This is a genomic window from Microbacterium sp. CBA3102, from assembly GCF_007954505.1.
Lineage (GTDB): Bacteria > Actinomycetota > Actinomycetes > Actinomycetales > Microbacteriaceae > Microbacterium > Microbacterium aurugineum.
This window is the reverse complement of the sequence record NZ_CP042412.1, coordinates 3139128-3155286: the sequence shown is the minus strand read 5'-3', so window position 1 is coordinate 3155286 and position 16159 is coordinate 3139128. Positions and strand designations below refer to the sequence as shown.

Annotated in this window: 17 protein-coding genes; 12 read left to right on the top strand and 5 right to left on the bottom strand. The window is 65.9% G+C overall.

The features are described from left to right. The first annotated feature begins 103 nt into the window (after nucleotides 1-103). The 6 genes from sufB (at nucleotide 104) to FGL91_RS15135 (ending at nucleotide 5682) form a co-directional block, all read left to right on the top strand. Complete coding sequence (sufB, locus tag FGL91_RS15160) at nucleotides 104-1522, top strand: Fe-S cluster assembly protein SufB (RefSeq protein WP_131491175.1); 1419 nt, start codon at nucleotides 104-106, stop codon at nucleotides 1520-1522. After that, the gene (gene sufD / locus FGL91_RS15155; RefSeq protein WP_047520003.1) at nucleotides 1522-2727 is read left to right on the top strand and encodes a Fe-S cluster assembly protein SufD; all 1206 of its coding nucleotides are present in this window, start codon (nucleotides 1522-1524) and stop codon (nucleotides 2725-2727) included. Before sufB ends, sufD begins: the two co-directional genes overlap by 1 nt. Then, complete coding sequence (locus tag FGL91_RS15150) at nucleotides 2724-3050, top strand: non-heme iron oxygenase ferredoxin subunit (protein ID WP_131491174.1); 327 nt, start codon at nucleotides 2724-2726, stop codon at nucleotides 3048-3050. Before sufD ends, FGL91_RS15150 begins: the two co-directional genes overlap by 4 nt. A gap of 3 nt (nucleotides 3051-3053) precedes the next feature. After that, nucleotides 3054-3824, top strand: coding sequence for a Fe-S cluster assembly ATPase SufC (gene sufC, locus FGL91_RS15145; RefSeq protein ID WP_047520007.1), 771 nt, complete (start codon nucleotides 3054-3056; stop codon nucleotides 3822-3824). Nucleotides 3825-3833: 9 nt separating this feature from the next. Next, nucleotides 3834-4163 carry a metal-sulfur cluster assembly factor gene (locus FGL91_RS15140; protein ID WP_021200756.1) on the top strand — a complete coding sequence of 110 codons (330 nt, stop codon included), beginning with the start codon at nucleotides 3834-3836 and terminating at the stop codon, nucleotides 4161-4163. A gap of 778 nt (nucleotides 4164-4941) precedes the next feature. Beyond that, a complete protein-coding gene (locus FGL91_RS15135) occupies nucleotides 4942-5682 on the top strand; it encodes a hypothetical protein (protein ID WP_153244223.1) in 741 nt (246 codons plus the stop codon). A gap of 232 nt (nucleotides 5683-5914) precedes the next feature. Here FGL91_RS15135 and FGL91_RS15130 read toward each other — a convergent pair whose 3' ends face one another. Continuing rightward, nucleotides 5915-6352 carry a hypothetical protein gene (locus tag FGL91_RS15130; protein WP_153244222.1) on the bottom strand — a complete coding sequence of 146 codons (438 nt, stop codon included), beginning with the start codon at nucleotides 6350-6352 and terminating at the stop codon, nucleotides 5915-5917. Nucleotides 6353-6390: 38 nt separating this feature from the next. Continuing rightward, on the bottom strand, nucleotides 6391-7560 hold the full coding sequence (locus FGL91_RS15125; protein ID WP_153244221.1) for a hypothetical protein: 1170 nt from the start codon (nucleotides 7558-7560) through the stop codon (nucleotides 6391-6393). Between the two features lie 141 nt (nucleotides 7561-7701). Here FGL91_RS15125 and FGL91_RS15120 point away from each other — a divergent pair, with 141 nt between their 5' ends. Beyond that, the gene (locus tag FGL91_RS15120) at nucleotides 7702-8280 is read left to right on the top strand and encodes a hypothetical protein (protein WP_153244220.1); all 579 of its coding nucleotides are present in this window, start codon (nucleotides 7702-7704) and stop codon (nucleotides 8278-8280) included. A gap of 416 nt (nucleotides 8281-8696) precedes the next feature. On the opposite strand, the gene FGL91_RS15115 is transcribed toward FGL91_RS15120, so the two are convergent. Next, a complete protein-coding gene (locus tag FGL91_RS15115; protein WP_153244219.1) occupies nucleotides 8697-9734 on the bottom strand; it encodes a DUF4062 domain-containing protein in 1038 nt (345 codons plus the stop codon). 55 nt (nucleotides 9735-9789) lie between these two features. Between FGL91_RS15115 and FGL91_RS15110 the strand changes: the two genes are divergently transcribed. The 3 genes from FGL91_RS15110 (at nucleotide 9790) to FGL91_RS15100 (ending at nucleotide 12745) form a co-directional block, all read left to right on the top strand. Continuing rightward, nucleotides 9790-10560 carry a hypothetical protein gene (locus FGL91_RS15110; protein WP_153244218.1) on the top strand — a complete coding sequence of 257 codons (771 nt, stop codon included), beginning with the start codon at nucleotides 9790-9792 and terminating at the stop codon, nucleotides 10558-10560. A gap of 323 nt (nucleotides 10561-10883) precedes the next feature. Then, entirely contained in the window at nucleotides 10884-11195 is a 312-nt protein-coding gene (locus tag FGL91_RS15105) for a hypothetical protein (RefSeq protein WP_153244217.1), read from the top strand. Between the two features lie 395 nt (nucleotides 11196-11590). Next, a complete protein-coding gene (locus FGL91_RS15100; RefSeq protein WP_153244216.1) occupies nucleotides 11591-12745 on the top strand; it encodes a MalY/PatB family protein in 1155 nt (384 codons plus the stop codon). A gap of 81 nt (nucleotides 12746-12826) precedes the next feature. Here FGL91_RS15100 and FGL91_RS15095 read toward each other — a convergent pair whose 3' ends face one another. Next, nucleotides 12827-13411 carry a TetR family transcriptional regulator gene (locus tag FGL91_RS15095; protein ID WP_052193278.1) on the bottom strand — a complete coding sequence of 195 codons (585 nt, stop codon included), beginning with the start codon at nucleotides 13409-13411 and terminating at the stop codon, nucleotides 12827-12829. Nucleotides 13412-13487: 76 nt separating this feature from the next. Here FGL91_RS15095 and FGL91_RS15090 point away from each other — a divergent pair, with 76 nt between their 5' ends. Beyond that, nucleotides 13488-14186, top strand: a complete 699-nt coding sequence (locus FGL91_RS15090) for an ABC transporter ATP-binding protein (protein ID WP_322619398.1) — start codon at nucleotides 13488-13490, stop codon at nucleotides 14184-14186. Then, the gene (locus FGL91_RS15085) at nucleotides 14183-14776 is read left to right on the top strand and encodes a CbiQ family ECF transporter T component (protein WP_153244214.1); all 594 of its coding nucleotides are present in this window, start codon (nucleotides 14183-14185) and stop codon (nucleotides 14774-14776) included. Before FGL91_RS15090 ends, FGL91_RS15085 begins: the two co-directional genes overlap by 4 nt. A gap of 3 nt (nucleotides 14777-14779) precedes the next feature. On the opposite strand, the gene FGL91_RS15080 is transcribed toward FGL91_RS15085, so the two are convergent. Next, nucleotides 14780-16090 (bottom strand): acyltransferase family protein, encoded by a 1311-nt coding sequence (locus tag FGL91_RS15080; RefSeq protein ID WP_153244213.1) that lies wholly within the window; start codon nucleotides 16088-16090, stop codon nucleotides 14780-14782. Nucleotides 16091-16159: the final 69 nt, after the last annotated feature.

Sequence of the window (16159 nt, the reverse complement as noted above, 5' to 3'; positions counted from 1 at the left end):
CGGTGATGAGGGCCCACCAACGGCACCCGCTCCCGCAGACTCGACGGGGATCAGGTGTGTCGGGGCGGATGACACCGTTTGGGACCTGTGAGGAGAGTGTTGGATGTCGGATGTACTGATCGACCGCCCGGAGCTTGACGGTCTGGGGGTGTACGAGTTCGGCTGGCACGATGAGGACGCTGCGGGTGCCATCGCGAAACGCGGTATCTCGGAAGAGGTCGTCCGCGGCATCTCGGCCCTCAAGAACGAGCCCGAGTGGATGCTGAAGACCCGTCTCAAGGGATATCAGCTCTTCGGGCGCAAGCCGATGCCGACGTGGGGCGCAGACCTCAGCGAGATCGACTTCGACAACATCAAGTACTTCGTCCGCTCCACGGAGAAGCAGGCGCAGTCCTGGGAAGACCTTCCGGCCGAGATCCGGGACACCTACGAGAAGCTCGGCATCCCCGAGGCCGAGCGTCAGCGCCTGGTCGCCGGTGTCGCCGCTCAGTACGAGTCCGAGGTCGTGTACCACCAGATCCGCGAGGACCTGGAGCAGCAGGGCGTGATCTTCATGGACACCGACACGGCTCTGCGTGAGCACCCGGAGTTCTTCGAGGAGTACTTCGGCACCGTCATCCCCGCGGGTGACAACAAGTTCGCCGCGCTCAACACGGCCGTGTGGTCGGGCGGTTCCTTCGTCTACGTCCCCAAGGGCGTGCATGTCGAGATCCCGCTGCAGGCGTACTTCCGGATCAACACCGAGAACATGGGCCAGTTCGAGCGGACCCTGATCATCGCCGACGAGGGCAGCTACGTCCACTACATCGAGGGCTGCACGGCTCCGATCTACAAGTCGGACTCCCTGCACTCGGCCGTCGTCGAGATCATCGTGAAGAAGAACGCCCGCGTGCGCTACACGACGATCCAGAACTGGTCGAACAACGTCTACAACCTGGTCACCAAGCGCGCCGTGGCGCACGAGGGAGCGACCATGGAGTGGGTCGACGGCAACATCGGCTCCAAGGTGACGATGAAGTACCCGTCGATCTATCTGATGGGCGAGCACGCCAAGGGGGAGACGCTCTCGGTCGCCTTCGCCGGCCCCGGTCAGCACCAGGACGCGGGCGCGAAGATGATCCACATGGCGCCGTACACCCAGTCGTCGATCGTCTCGAAGTCGATCGCGCGTGGCGGCGGGCGCGCCGGCTATCGCGGCGAGGTGCGCGTGGACGCCGCGGCGCACCACTCGGCGAACACCGTGCGATGCGACGCGCTGCTCGTCGACACCAAGTCACGCTCCGACACCTACCCGGCGATCGACATCCGTGTCGACGACGTGCAGCTCGGCCACGAGGCCACGGTCTCGAAGGTGAGCGAGGAGCAACTGTTCTACCTGCAGTCGCGCGGAATGCCCGAGGACGAGGCGATGGCGATGATCGTGCGCGGCTTCATCGAGCCGATCGCACGCGAGCTGCCCATGGAATACGCGATGGAACTGAACAAGCTCATCGAGATGGGCATGGAAGGATCGGTCGGCTAGTGACCGCCGCTACGACAGCGCCTGCCGAGGCGCAGCACACGAACGCGCACATCGACCCCGCGGCCCAGGTCGCAGAAGCCGGATTCGTCCCGGTGCAGACCCGCTCGGAGCGGCCGCACTCCTTCGAACCTTCCGACTTCGGCGCCCCCACCGGGCGCGAGGTCAACTGGAAGCACACCCCGATCGCGCAGCTCACGCCGCTGTTCGAGGTCGCGTCACCGAACGACGGCGTCAGCTACGCGCACAGCGCAGGGGAGCAGTACATCGCCGCCCCGCTCGCCGTCGGCGCGGAGCCCCGTGGTGAGGTCTTCCTCGCGGAGGACATCACGGCCGCCGTCGCCTGGCAGGGCAGCTCCGAGGCCCTTCATGTGCGCATCCCGCGTGAAGAGGAGGTCGCAGAGCCGATCTTCATCGCCATCACGGGGCTGGGCGCTGAGCGTCGGGCCGATGCGCACATCGTCATCGAAGCGCTCGAGCACAGCGCGGCGACGGTCGTCCTCCAGCACACTGGCTCAGCGCAGTACGCGCAGAACGTCGAGATCATCGTCCGCGACGGGGCGAAGCTCACCGTCATCAGCCTGCAGCAGTGGGCCGATGACGCCGTGCACGCCGCCGCGCACCAGGCCAGGGTGGGCGCGGATGCGACCCTCAAGCATTTCGTGGTCAGCTTCGGTGGCGGCGTCGTGCGGGTCAACCCGAGTGTCGAGCTCGCCGGCGCCGGCTCCGAGGGGTACCTCTATGGCCTCTCGTACGCGGACGCCGGGCAGCACCTGGAGAGCCAGGTGTATCTGCACCACAAGGGGCCGCACACGAAGGGCGACGTCCTCTACAAGGGGGCATTGCAGGGACAGAGCGCCCACAGCGTCTGGATCGGCGACGTGCTCATCGGTGCAGACGCGACGGGCACCGACTCCTACGAGGCGAACCGCAACCTGGTGCTGACCGAGGGCGCGCGCGCCGACTCGATCCCGAACCTCGAGATCGAGACCGGCGACATCCTCGGTGCGGGCCATGCCAGCGCCACCGGTCGTTTCGACGACGAGCAGCTCTTCTACCTCCAGGCCCGCGGTATCACGGAAGAAGAAGCGCGACGACTCGTCGTGCTCGGCTTCCTCACCGACATCGTGCAGCGTCTCGGCATCCCCGCTCTCGAGACCGAGTTGCTGGCGGCGATCGAGGCGGAGCTCGCCGAGGTGAGTGCATGACCGCCGAACGCGTCTGCGGTGTCGCCGACCTCGAGCAGGACACGCCTCTGCGCGTCGACCCGGGTGGTGTGCCCATCACCGTGATCAAGGACGGTGACGGAGTCATCCACGCCATCGGCGACACCTGCACCCACGGCGACATCTCGCTGTCCGAGGGGTTCGTCGAGGGAGACACCGTGGAGTGCTGGGCGCACGGCTCGGCCTTCTCGCTGCTCACCGGCAAGCCCCAGAATCTCCCCGCATATGAGCCCGTCCCGGTCTACGTCGTCCAGATCGACGGCGACGACGTGCTCATCGATCCGACTGTGATTAAGGAAGTCTGAAGAATGTCTGTTCTCGAGATCCGCGACCTGCACGTGACGGTCGAGACCGAGGCGGGGACCACCCCGATCCTCAACGGAATCAACCTCACCATGAACACCGGTGAGACCCACGCCATCATGGGCCCCAACGGCTCCGGCAAGTCGACCCTGGCCTACACGATCGCAGGTCACCCGAAGTACACGGTGACCTCCGGTTCGATCACCTTCGACGGCCAGGACGTCCTGGAGATGAGCGTCGACGAGCGCGCTCGCGCAGGACTGTTCCTCGCGATGCAGTACCCGGTGGAGATCCCCGGCGTCACGGTGACGAACTTCCTGCGTACTGCGAAGACCGCGCTCGACGGCGAAGCACCGGCGATCCGCGGGTGGACCAAGGACGTCAAGGCCGCCATGTCGAACCTGCGCATGGACCCGAAGTTCGCGCAGCGCAATGTCAACGAGGGCTTCTCCGGCGGTGAGAAGAAGCGTCACGAGATCCTGCAGCTCGAGGTGCTCAAGCCGAAGTTCGCGGTCCTCGACGAGACCGACTCCGGCCTCGACGTCGACGCGCTGAAGATCGTCTCCGAAGGTGTCAACCGTGCGAAGGAGTCCACCGGGCTCGGCGTGCTGCTGATCACCCACTACACCCGCATCCTCCGTTACATCCGTCCCGACTTCGTCCACGTGGTCGTCGCGGGCAAGATCGTGGAAGAGGGCGGCCCGGAGCTCGCCGACCGGCTGGAGAACGAGGGATACGACCGTTTCCTCGACCCTGCAGCCCCTATCGAGGCGTAGGCTGATCGCATGACAGCGACCCTCACGGACGAGAAGTACGACGCGGTCACCGAGGCTCTCAAAGACGTCATGGACCCCGAGCTCGGGATCAACGTCGTCGACCTCGGCCTCATCTACGACCTCGCCTGGGATGACGAGAACGATGCTCTCGTCATCCACATGACGCTGACCAGCGCCGGGTGCCCGCTCACCGATGTCCTCGAGGACCAGACGGCTCAGGCTCTGGACAGCGTCGTCGATCGCTTCCGGATCAACTGGGTTTGGATGCCACCATGGGGTCCGGAGCGGATCACCGACGACGGCCGTGACATGATGCGGGCCCTCGGTTTTGCGATCTGATCGTGCCTTGGCACTCTGACCTGGGTTACCCCAGGTCAGAGTGCCTTTTTTTGCACCCGACTCGCTGTCGTTACGGATATCTCGGGTCAATTGCGAACGCTCACGCCGCGCGATCTGGCTGACGGCTGCGCCGCTGCGAACGCGCGCGTAGCTGAGTAATCTACAGATGATGTGGTGAGTTTTGTGTCCATATGTGGCGGTTAACATCACGTCCGGGGTCAGAGAGGGTGCTGGCGGGTGCTGAAGGGCGATCACGGTGGAAATGCGAGGTGGGCAGGCCAGGACATCGCAGGATAGCCCAGGGTGATGGAGGGGGATCGCGGGTACTGCAAGGTGCAGAATCAAGTCGGTATGGATGCACCCCTCGATCGTCCTCGTCGGATCCTCCGCGGCCTCGGAACCCCTCGACACGGCTCAGGCCGAGGTCCCGCCGTGGGCGATCTCGCGAAAGGGCAAGGCGGTCGCTAAGGGCAAGGCGGTCGCCAGGGCGATGCCGCAGAAGCCGAGGTCCCGTGCGCCGCGACCCGGGCAACTGCATCGACCCCGACGGGGCAGAATGGGCGGTCTTCGCCGAGCCGCGGCGTGAGCTGGTCGACCTGGCCTGCGGGATTACGCCGACGGAGAGCTGGATCTGGGCGCTGCGGGGGCAACCGGTAGCGGCTCACAGGTCGTCTTCGATCGGTAGAAGGCACCGGTAGTATTGCCGGCAGCAGCCCATGCTGATCAAGTGACGGCGCTCCGAAGGGAGATCGGGCGACAACTCGATCGGCTAAAGATTATGAACCCGGACAAGGCCCGACGAACCTTGGAATGGTATGTCTTCCGTGCCCGCCGTGTCGCCGACCACTCCCTCCTCTCCGACCAAGATCACTTCCTTGCATGGTGCCGTGGGACGCTGAAGTTCTCGATCGTCCCTGGCGGCGAGTCCACGGTGAGGATCTCGCTGCCGAAGGAGGAGGCTTTCGAATCGCTGGCAGGCCGGTGCCGCCCGTTCCTGATGTTGCGCGACGACCTGCACTTCAAGAAGGTCCTGGACTCGCTGCGCCCGCACGTGGCCGCGGATCCCCAGCGTCTGGCGCACCTCGATGAACTCGCCGAGGCTTGGTCGAAGCTTGACCCCAAGTCCGGCGCGACGCTCGGGCTTGCGTCGCAGGTCGGCTCCGCTGCTGGGCCGCTCGGCGCGCTGATCCCCGACACGACCCTGGCCGACGCTTGGCTGTACTGCGATTTCGGCCATGGCGACATCGATGCGGTTGAGCGCGTCGGGGAGCATGGTCTCGACTCGCGATACTTCGCTGCCGTCCTGCTAATCACGAACATCGCACGCGTGGCGGTGGCGACTCTGAACTTCATCCGCAACTGCTGCAACGTCGGTCTCATGGAACTCCATCCAGAGGTGTTCGCCGCGCCAGTGCTCGCGAAGCCCGAGCGCACCATGGTGCTCACCGCCATGGCGACCGGTCCGGTCGGCACGAAGCGTGAAGACCTCGAAGCCGCTCTGCGCGAAGCTGAAGGCTGACCCTAAACGGAGGTGTTGGAGCGGGTCGACCAGACTCTGCACCCCCTGCGTCGGGCACACGAACGCGATCCTCGCGCCGTGCTCATCTGTACGAACGACACATCCGGCTCGCAATCGCCGCCGCAGATCGAGCACGTCCGGTAGAGGTCGCTGGTGGCACGCGGATCGGCGCGCCCTCTACGACGCCGAGCTCGTCGTACTCCATTTGGCCAGGCTGTCGGGTTCCCGGCCGTCAGGCGGTTTCTGCGATCAGTTCGCCGTCGGCCAGTGGCTCCTCGGTCGGGATCTCCCCGCGCTCGAGGGCACGCATGAGAAGCACTGCCCGGATCTCCCTGATCCGGGGTTTAGGCAGACCACGGAAGTCGACGAAGCAGTGGCCCGGAGCCCGCCGAACGTTCGCTGGAAGCGGTGTGTCCGAGTCGTCAACGAGGTAGCGTCCAGTCTCGATCACCTCGCTCACAGACACCGCCCATACGCCTGCCGACGGCGTGTTCGCATACGCCGTGTGCCAGTTGCGTGCGGCCTGCGGCGTCACGATGCTCGACCGGGAGTAGGACGGCTTGCCGCCGTCCGCGCTGCTGGGCCCGAAGACATGCGACGACGGCTTTCCGTTCTGCTCGAGCATCTTGGGAGTGAGCTGTCGGTAGGCGAGCTCGTCGGCGTCCGTCATCAGCCGTTCTCCTTGCAGGAGCTCAACGTCGGGAGCGGTCATGCCTCGTCCGCCCTGATGAACGCGACGACGACGCTCAGGTCGCCAGTGCTGTCGTGCTCGCCGGTCTGTTGGCCCGACGTGATTGTGAAGGTCTCGAACGTGCCGTCCTCGAGGATCTCGATGCTTCGGACCGCGGCAGGGCTGCTCCATTCGAGGAGTACTCCGCCGTCCTCGGTCGGGAAGATGCCAGGTGCGGGTTTCCCCGTCGCGTCAATCTCGCGCAGCAGGAGCTGCGCGGCGTCGAGGGAGACCGACGAGACCTGCCCGGCCGCGGCCCCGTCCCACTGCGGGGCCAGGCCCGCAAGCTCTGCGAGCCGAGCGCCCCATACGGTGTCGTCGAACTCGACCTGCTCGAGCGAGCGCGTCTCCCAGAACCGCCAGATGGATCCATCCGCTTTCCGCTGGAGCTCGCCGGTGATGCGCGTCAGCGGCCCCTGCTCTTCCGAGTTCAGCACCTTGCGGAAGTCTTCGAGAAGCGTCGGCGCGTTGCGGTAGTGGCCACGGATCTTGTGCCCGTCTGGAAGCGCCAGCTCGTACGACATCTTGTTCGCGTCCAGCAAGGTGATTCGGCCGATGAGGCTCTGCTCGTCCTTCTGGAGCTTCGAAGTCGGCGTCTCCTCGGGCGATTGAAGAAAAGAGTCGATCTTCGCCAGCCTGAGGATCGCGGTCTTGCGCGTCTCGACCGTCACCGTGACCGGAGCGGCGTCGGGCCCGTCGATGTAGAACTCCATCGACTGCTCGGGGGTGAGGGTGCCGCCGAGATGCGACAGCGTCTCGAAGAAGAGCGAATCCTCCTCCGGCGAAAGCACGGGAAGGTCTGGAACATCCTCGTCGCGGTACGCGGCTGCGATCACGCTGTTGACCATGGCGCTCGCGTCCTGAGCTTCGGCCTGATACTGCACGTACTCCTGTTGCTGCTCGAAGGAGAGGAAGACGTCGGCGCTGCCTTCGTGGATCTCCTCGATCGTCAGGCTTACCGCCCCAGCGAAGCCGGCCGGCAGTTCCTCACCGGGGTGCTCGCTTCGCCATTGCGCCGCCGCGGCGATGCGCACGACTTTCTGGTAGTCCTGGAGCTCGGAGAGCGAGTCGATGGGCAGACGACCTCCATCGAAGCGCGCGCCGGTGAGGCGGATGCGCTTGACGTCTGGACGGTCTTCATCTCCCACGGGCTCATGCTACCGGGCTCCCGGACACCGCCGTCTACGTGCGCAAGCGGGAGTCGCTGACCCACGCGCGCCTTTCGTAGTCGATCTCCCGCGCGGCGGCTGAGCGAGGCGAATGTCCTACGCGGGTGGAATGATTTGCGCATGGACGCGATTGACCCTGGCTGGCTGGACACGTCGGTGAGCATCTATCGCTGCGACGCTGATGCCGACGTCTTGCGGGGCTTCAGCGCGACGGTGCGCTACGCCGGCGACGACGACGCCGAGCCCCGAGAAATCGGGCGGCTCAGCGGCTGGCTCACCCGGGAGGTCTACTCCGACGTCGCCGATGCCGGCGATGCCCTGAGCGCCGACGGGATGATCCTCGGCTATGCCGCGCAGAAGCTCGTCGAGGAGCACGAAGGCGATCGAATCCTCGACGCAGTGGTCATGCTCGACCGGGCGACGCTCGAACCCGAGTACCGCGGCCAGAAGCTTCTCGGCGCGCTGGTGGACGACCTGCTGGACGTGCTCCAGCTCGAACCGACGGAAACGATCGTCGTCGTGTTCCCCGAGCCGCTGCCTCTGGTCAAAGGTGCCCCGCGCCCGGAGGGAGACGAGCGCGAAGCAGGCCTGCGCAAGCTCGAGCGTGCTCTCGCAGCAGCCGGATTTCAGCCGATAGACGAGGAACAACCTACCGACGACGAGTCCGACACCGTCTGGTGGCGGCCGTTCCCGGACTGATTGGTCCTGGCCGCGCCGGCCACGGCGACCACAGCGACAGCATCGCAGGTTCGAGGGTCCTCTTCGACTAGATGACGCAGCCGGACGGGGTAATCGAACTCCAAGAGGTCGTACAAGGCTCGTCGACTGGGTCCGCGGCGACTCGTCGCCGAACCGACCGCTGGGAACGAAGCTGCCGGTCAACGGCGACTGGAATGAGTTTGGCCTCGTCGTCGAGTTCCAGGTTGGACGCGGCGAACAGCGCCGCCTCTACGACGCCCGCAAGAGGGAGCTCGTGCCGGCGAACGGGCTGAAGCTCGTTGTTATCGCGAAGTCCGAGTTCCTCCTCAGAGCGAAGCGGATCGTCCGCGCGCGCACACGAGACAGCGGTATCGTCGAGGCGCTCCTCGGACGGGTTCGTGCCTGAGCGGTCGACGCTACGCGACTGTCTTCACCGCACTCGGCACAGCCCGGAGCGAGACGAGGTAGTCGTCCCCAGCTTGAGTGAGCTTCCAGTAGACGGCCCGGTCGCTGACAGTGCGCTTCTTCGTCCCATTGGTGATCAGTCTGAGCGCACGCAACTGCACGATGATCGAGCCCCAGGACTTGTCGGATACGGTGACCTTATCGTATTCCCAGTTCTTGTCCCAGTTGCTGTCCTCGGCAAGTATGTCGCGCAGTATGTGGCTTTCCAATGTCGCGCGGAGGACGGGCTCGGAAGCCTCATCGAGCATGAACGGTCCGAGCACTTCGAAGATCTCATCCCAGCTGTATTCCAATGATCCTTCTTCTTCATAGGACCTGAAGGACTGTCGGCCAGTATGAATCACTGTCAGCTCAACCTGCTCCTCACCGTGCGCGAAGTTGTCATCAAGCTGCGTGGCCGGTGAAGTAGTCGCCTCGAGCTCCTGCTTCTCGAGCTTGGCGATCTTCGCTTCCAGCTCCGCGATCTCAGCGCGGGTCTCCGGCGTCATGGCCCGATCGCCTCGTACCCAGCCGGGCCGCGGGTTGTTCTTGATCAGATGGATCAGGCCGCGAGTGACCTTTGACCCGAGGTCCTCCGCATTCTTCCAGTCCTTGGTCATCCGTGTCTGGACCTTAGCGCGGAACTCATCGAGCTTCTGCCTCGCTGCCTCGTTCTTGTCGGTCTTGCCGACCTCCACCTTCTCGGGATCAGCGATGACGAAGCCCATCACGGGGATACCGAGCTCGACGGCATAGTCGTACTCCTTCTCGGTGTAGCTGATGCCCTCCTCGGTCATGGAGCCGTACCGGCCGCCGATGATCACCAGGTAATAGTCGCTCTGCTCGATGACGCCCTTGATCAGTGTCCACTGGTCCTCGTTGCCCGCCGGAAAAAGTTCCATGCCGGCAGGCATGCAGTCCAACTCGAGGAGCGCCTGCATCACCTCGCGGCGCTCGTCGACAAGGTCGACAAAGGTCGAGCTGATGAATACCTGGTACCGCTTGTCCATGTCTCAGATGCTATCGGCGGCATACGACGCTGGACCTCGCCGCTAGTCTCGGGTCATGCCAGCCCGCGCAAAATTCTTCGTATTCAAGCCTGTCGCTGCCTTGGGCACTTTCGTGGCCGCGGTCCTCACGATCCTTCTGCCATCGCTGCAGGGTGTGGCGTGGGTCAACGAGCATGCGGTCTGGACTATTTGGGTCGCGCTACTCATGCTGACGACTGCGGTGGTGCTGCTGCATGCGCGACTGGCCGCCGTGCAGAAGGTGCTGACGGACGCGCGAGCTGATGCGGCGAGGGAGAAGATCCGGGCCGAAGATGCCGAAGCACGTGCGGCGGAGGCCCGGATGCGCGCTGACCTCGAGGCGCGCAAGGCTGCGGAAGCCGTGGAGGCGTCCACCGCTGCGATGGAAGCTCGTATGGGCGAGTCCGATCGCGCCCTCGCGGACAAGCTCAACGAGTATGCGTCCGACGCGACCGTCCTCAACGAGCTCGCTGACTTCTTCCCGTACAAGATCCCGCGAGAGCTCGTCAACGTGGTGCGGGAGTTGTCCGAACTGCCACGAACGCGAGCCCCGCACAACCCGGCGCTCAAGGAGCAGCTCTCGGTGTTGTCCGACGCTGCGGAGGCATGGTTCGGGCAGTTCCTCCGCGTGGCCTGGACTGAAGACGAGCACTACTCCACGAAGCTCGATCCCATCGCTTCCATGGCTGCGCGCAAAGAACACGAAGTGCAGACTGACAAACTCGTCCAACTCGGCTTTGACCTGCACTCGAAGCTCCTCGGGTATCAGCAATACCACGCGTCGTTGGAGACGCCGGCGCAGGGTTGAACGGCCGACGTGCGGGTGGAGGCTGCCGGCGACCGAGCGGGAGAGTTTGATGAGGCCGTCCACTGCTTCGGTACTGCCGTTGGATGAGTGGCCCTCGACGTCGTACGCGAACATCTCGCCGAGCTCATCGTTGTACCTCGAACGGATCAACGATCGAGTTCCCACCGTGCGCCGGACACAAAGACTTGATCTGGCACCCAAGGGGTCCACACTGACCGGTGGATCCGGGCAACGGATCGGGACACTGGCCGGGCCATCGATCTCGTTGTAGTCCAGCTGCCGAGCCTATGCGCCAAGGGGCGATTGCTGGAAGACTGGTACGCGTGGCGAGTGATGCAAGGTCAGTATCGGAGCGTTGGGAAGCTCTCCCGCGGTCGCTTCGTCATCCGAAGAACTTGGCGTTCCTCGCACTCGAGATACTCTCGCCGACCGTGGATCGCAACTGCCGGATCACCATCATCTCGACTCAGCCGTGGACCGGCGGACTCACGTACGTCGAGGTGCGAATCCCCGGGGGAGTGATTCGCGACGTAGCGATCGAGGCTGAGGATGATCCGTCATCACTCGCAGCGAGAATCGACCGTGAGATCCTCTATGACGGTAAGGGCCGGAGCACGACACGAGGCGTGAAATAGGGTGCTGAATACTCCGTTGCGGTAGGACGGAGAGCGCAGCCCTCTGGACTTCTCACGACAAAAATCTTCGTCTCAACTGGCGGTTTCACAGCGCCAGTGCTCTCGATGGTTTGAGCGGCAAACTGTGTCTGATTTTGTGTCGACCTGAGGTGATTTTGGCGTTATGATATGGCTTAAATCCCTGATGAAAGAGGATTTACGAACAGTGAGCATAGTTGTCAACTGGGTCTGGATGCCGCCGTGGGGTCCGGAGCGGATCACGGACGACGGGCGCGACATGATGCGCGCTCTCGGCTTCGCGATCTGACCGTCACGGAGGACCGTCGGTCGGCGTCATCGACGCGCGCCGGTTCGGAGGACACCGCGATGGCGTGTGTCGAATCTCGGGAGAACGAATGCTTCAGGTGAAGGCGCTGCCTCTGGCAGAACTCCGTGAGCGCAGCAGCGAGAAGTGGCGCGAGTACCCGGCCGACGTGCTTCCGCTCTTCGTCGCAGAGACCGATTTCCCGCTCGCACCTGCCGTCTCCGCCGCGCTGCAGCGCGCGGTGGAGGTCGGCGACACCGGTTACGTGGCCTCCCGGACACCCCTCGCCGAGTCGTTCGCGGCGTTCGCGGCGCGCCGCTACGGGTGGTCCCCGGATCCCGCCCGCATGCGCAGCACCGCGGATGTCAGCATGGGCCTCGTCGAGATCCTGCGTCGGGTGACCCAGCCGGGCGAGCGAGTCGTCGTGACCCCGCCGGTGTATCCGCCCTTCTACGACCTGGTCGCCGAGTCCGGTGCCGAGGTCGAGAGGGTGCCGCTGCGCGACACGGGGATCGGGTGGGAGCTCGACCTCGCTGGGATCCGCGGCGCCTTCGAAGACGGCGCGACGGCGATGCTGCTGTGCAATCCGCACAATCCGACCGGAAGCGTGCACGCTCGGGAGAGTCTGGCTGCTCTCGCGGACCTGGCCGAGGAGTTCGGCGTCGCGGTCATCTCGGACGAGATCCATGCGCCGCTCGCACAGCCCGGGACGGGGTTCACTCCTTTCCTCGCCGCGAGCGACGCCGCTCGACGGGTCGGATACGCGGTGGTCAGCGCCAGCAAGGCGTTCAACCTCGCCGGGCTCAAGTGCGCGCTGATGGTCACGGCCGATGAGGAGACGACCGCGGTCGTGCGGGGTCTTCCGGTGGAAGTCGAGTGGCGCACGGGGCAGTTCGGGCTCCTGGCTGCCGTCGCCGCGTTCTCGGAAGAGAGCGATGAGTGGCTCGACGGTCTGCTGCGCACCCTGGACGAGAATCGCGTCCTCCTCGAAGACCTGCTCGCCTCGCATCTGCCCGGCGCGCGCTATCGCATACCCGAGGCGGGATACCTTGCCTGGATCGACCTCTCCGCCCTGGGATGGGGGGAGAACCCCGCACGACGTATCCTGAGGGACGCCAAAGTCGCTCTGCACTTCGGCCCCGCGTTCGGGATCGAAGGCGCCGGGCACGTTCGGTTGAACTTCGGCACGAGTCCGGAGATTCTCACCGAAGCAGTCGAGCGCATCGCCGCGCTCGTCGATCGCTGACCCCGGGACCGACGCTGAGACGTGCGTGGTCGTCGCTCCACGGGGCGGCACCGCTCACTGTGGTAGCCGAGGATCCCGGACTCAGCCTCGGGGAGGCGTCGGAGTCGCCCGCGCGCTGAGTTCGCCGGCGAGGGCGCGGACACCGAGGTCGAAGACCCGGTCGAGCCCGGCCGTGACATCGGGCTCCGGGGTGGGGAGCAGTGCTCCGTGACTGTCGGCGTGCATTCTCTGCTGGACGAGGGTGGCGTGCCCGAGGACGAAGTGCAGGAGGGCGGCACCACGCTCGTCGGCATCGATCGCTCCCTGGGCCCGCAGCGCCTGTGTCAGCGCAGACTGGGCGTGCGATGAGCCGAGCTGCAGGGCATAGGTGCTGAGCACCAGTTCCGCGCCGTCGCGATAGGCGAACAGGGCGTCGCGGATCCCGCGTGCGGTCTCCAAGACGTCGGTGCCGTGGAGGGGGATCGACGCCGTGATGCGATCGGCGAGTTCGGCGAGCAGCTCCTGTTTGCTCGCGAAGTGCCAGTACAGGGCACTCGGCTGGACGTCGAGCCGACCGGCGATGCGCCGCATCGAGAGGTCCGCGAGCCCGACCTCATCCAGGAGTTCGAGCGCGTTGCGGGCGACGCTGTCTCGATCGTGTCGGGCCGGATTGGGGTCGGGGGTCATGCGCCCATTATAGTGAACGGCGTTCAGGTGAACACTGTTCAGGTTCACGGGCGCGGCAGCGGAGGAAGCGATGACGATGGCAGGACGAACCCCGGTCGCACACGGTGTGATCGCGGTCGACGGGGTGTCGGTGGAGTTCGATGGTCGCTCCGTGCTCGAGGACGTCACGCTGGAGCTGAGCGCCCCCACGATCGCCGTGATCGGAGCGAACGGGTCGGGGAAGTCGACGTTCGTGCGGCTTCTGAACGGGCTGGTGGCACCGAGCCGCGGTCACGTGTCGGTACACGGGATCGATCCGCAGCGGGATCGGGCGGACGTCCGCAGGCGTGTGGGGTTCGTGTTCACCAATCCCGACGCGCAGATCCTCATGCCGACACCGGCTGAAGATCTCGCGCTCTCGGTGCGCGGGCGTCCGAAAGCAGAGGCGGACGCGCTGGTGCGCGCGGCGCTCGACGCGCATGGTCTGGCGCGCCACGCCGATGTCCCGGCGTCGAGTCTGTCCGGCGGACAGAAGCAGATGCTCGCGCTCGCTTCCGTGCTCATCACCGAGCCCGAGTTGATCGTGGCCGATGAGCCGACGACTCTCCTCGATCTCCGCAACGCGCGCCGCATCGGCGATCTCCTGCTCGCGCAGCCGTCCCAGGTGGTGGTCGTGACGCACGATCTCGAGCTGGCCGCGCGCTGCGAGGCGGTCGTGCTGTTCGAGGAGGGGCGGGTCAGTACCGTGGGTGAGCCGGCGACGGTGATCGAGGCCTACCGTCGGGCGTGCGCATGATCGCACTGTACATTCCCGGGCACGGCATTCTCTATCGGGCTCGTGTCACGTTCAAGCTGGCGGCCCTGGCGCTCGGATCCCTCGTCCTGTCGCTGTACCCGCATGACCCGCTCAGCATCACCGTATCCCTGACCCTCGTGCTGGCGCTGTACGCCATCGGCGGTCTCCCGCTCCGGGTGCCGTTCGTCGAGATCTGGCGTCTGCGCTGGCTCGTCGTCGTGCTCGGCGTCGCTCTGGCGGTCTTCGTCTCGCTCTCCGCCGCCTGGGTCAACACGGGGCGAGTCGTCGCCGTGCTCCTCCTTGCGAGTCTCTTGACGCTCACGACGCGAGTGTCCGACCTCCTCGCTGTGCTCCGTCGCGTCCTGCGGCCGCTCCACCGTTTCGGGGTGGATCCCGATGCCGCGGCCCTCACCGTCTCACTCACCCTCACGACGATCCCGGTGATGGCCGGGTTCCTCGAGCGCCTCCGGGAGGCGGAGCGCGCCCGCGGCGTGCGGTTGGGGGTGCGCGCGGTCGTCCCGCTGCTCGTGCTGGCCCTGCGTCATGCGGACGAGGTCGGTGACGCGCTGGCGGCCCGGGGTATCGGTTGACCTCTAGGCTGGGACGAGGACACCCGTTGCCGGTGACGGCGAGGTCTTCTCCCGGGAGCAGAGGCGGAGAGCGCTCAGGAGCAGTGCGACGGCGATCAGCGCGGTGGCCACCGAGGTGCCGAGCACCAGGAGCAGCACGATGCCGATCAGACCGCTCAGGACACCGACCACCAGCCGCGGTCGCGAAGCCGTCGCCTGCGGCGCGGGCTGTGCCTCGAATCGAGTGAACGCGACGGCGGCGAGTGCGGTGAGTGCCAGGGCGGTGACGAGCCAGAGCGGACGGCCGGCCCACCAGCCCGCGCTGTCGAGTGCGGGAAGGGTGTCCCCGACGGCCATCGCAGAGACCGCGGTGACGCCCGCCATCACGAGCAGCACGGGCATGTGCCAGAGGTAGATCGTCATGGTGCGGACGGTCACGAATCCGGTGAAGGCTGCGACGCGGGGTCGCCGGCTGAAACGTTCGAGCCGCTCGCGGTGCAAGGACAGCAGGCTCGTGTGCGCAACACCCACGAGGAGGAGCGCTCCGGTCGGCGGATTGATGTTCGCGATCAGGTCGGAGGAGTAGAGGCCGGACGCGAACGTGGCGACGAGCACCAGCAACGCACCGAATCCGGCTGCCGCCCGTGTGCGCCTGCGGAGCGCGTCGATGCGTCCGTCGGCGAGGAAAAAGCCGAGTTGCTGCAGGGCCATCCAGACGAAGGCGAGGTTCAGGAAGCCGAGCCCTTCCAGTCCGGTCACGGCGCGCAGCACATCGACGGCGATCGCCGCCGCGGCCAGCACGGTGATCGTACGATGCGGAGCCCGCTCGTGCGCCGAGGCGAGCAGCGGGAGCAGGGTCTGGCAGAGCAGGAACACGCCGAGGAACCACAGGGGTTGGCCGTAGCGGAATCCCGCGGTCGCGATGAGGTCGGCAGGGACCCCGGCGACCGTGAGCAGTGCCAGACCCACCCCGACGGCCGCGATCGTGAAGACGGCGGGCCGCAGCAGGCGGTGCAGTCGACCCGCGATGAATCCGATCGCCGTGCCTCCGCGCTCCCGAGTCCGCCGGTAGGCGAGGAGTCCGGAGAAGCCGCCGATCACGAAGAAGAGAGGCATCACCTGGAGCAACCAGCTGAGCGGCGCGATCCACGCGGTGCCGTCGCTGGCATTGGTGAAGACAGGGCCCTGGTCGGCGACCGTGACCCCCACCATGATCGAATGCAGGAGCACCACGCCCAGCACGCAGAGCGCCCGGACGAAGTCGATCCCGGTGTCGCGGGCTGGGCGCCGGGGACGCGCGGAAACGGCGGCGTGCGGCGTCTGGACGATGGCCATGAGTCCTCCTCGGGAGCGGTGTCCCAGGAGACTATGGATGCGGTGACCGCAGCGGCATCACCCCCGGGT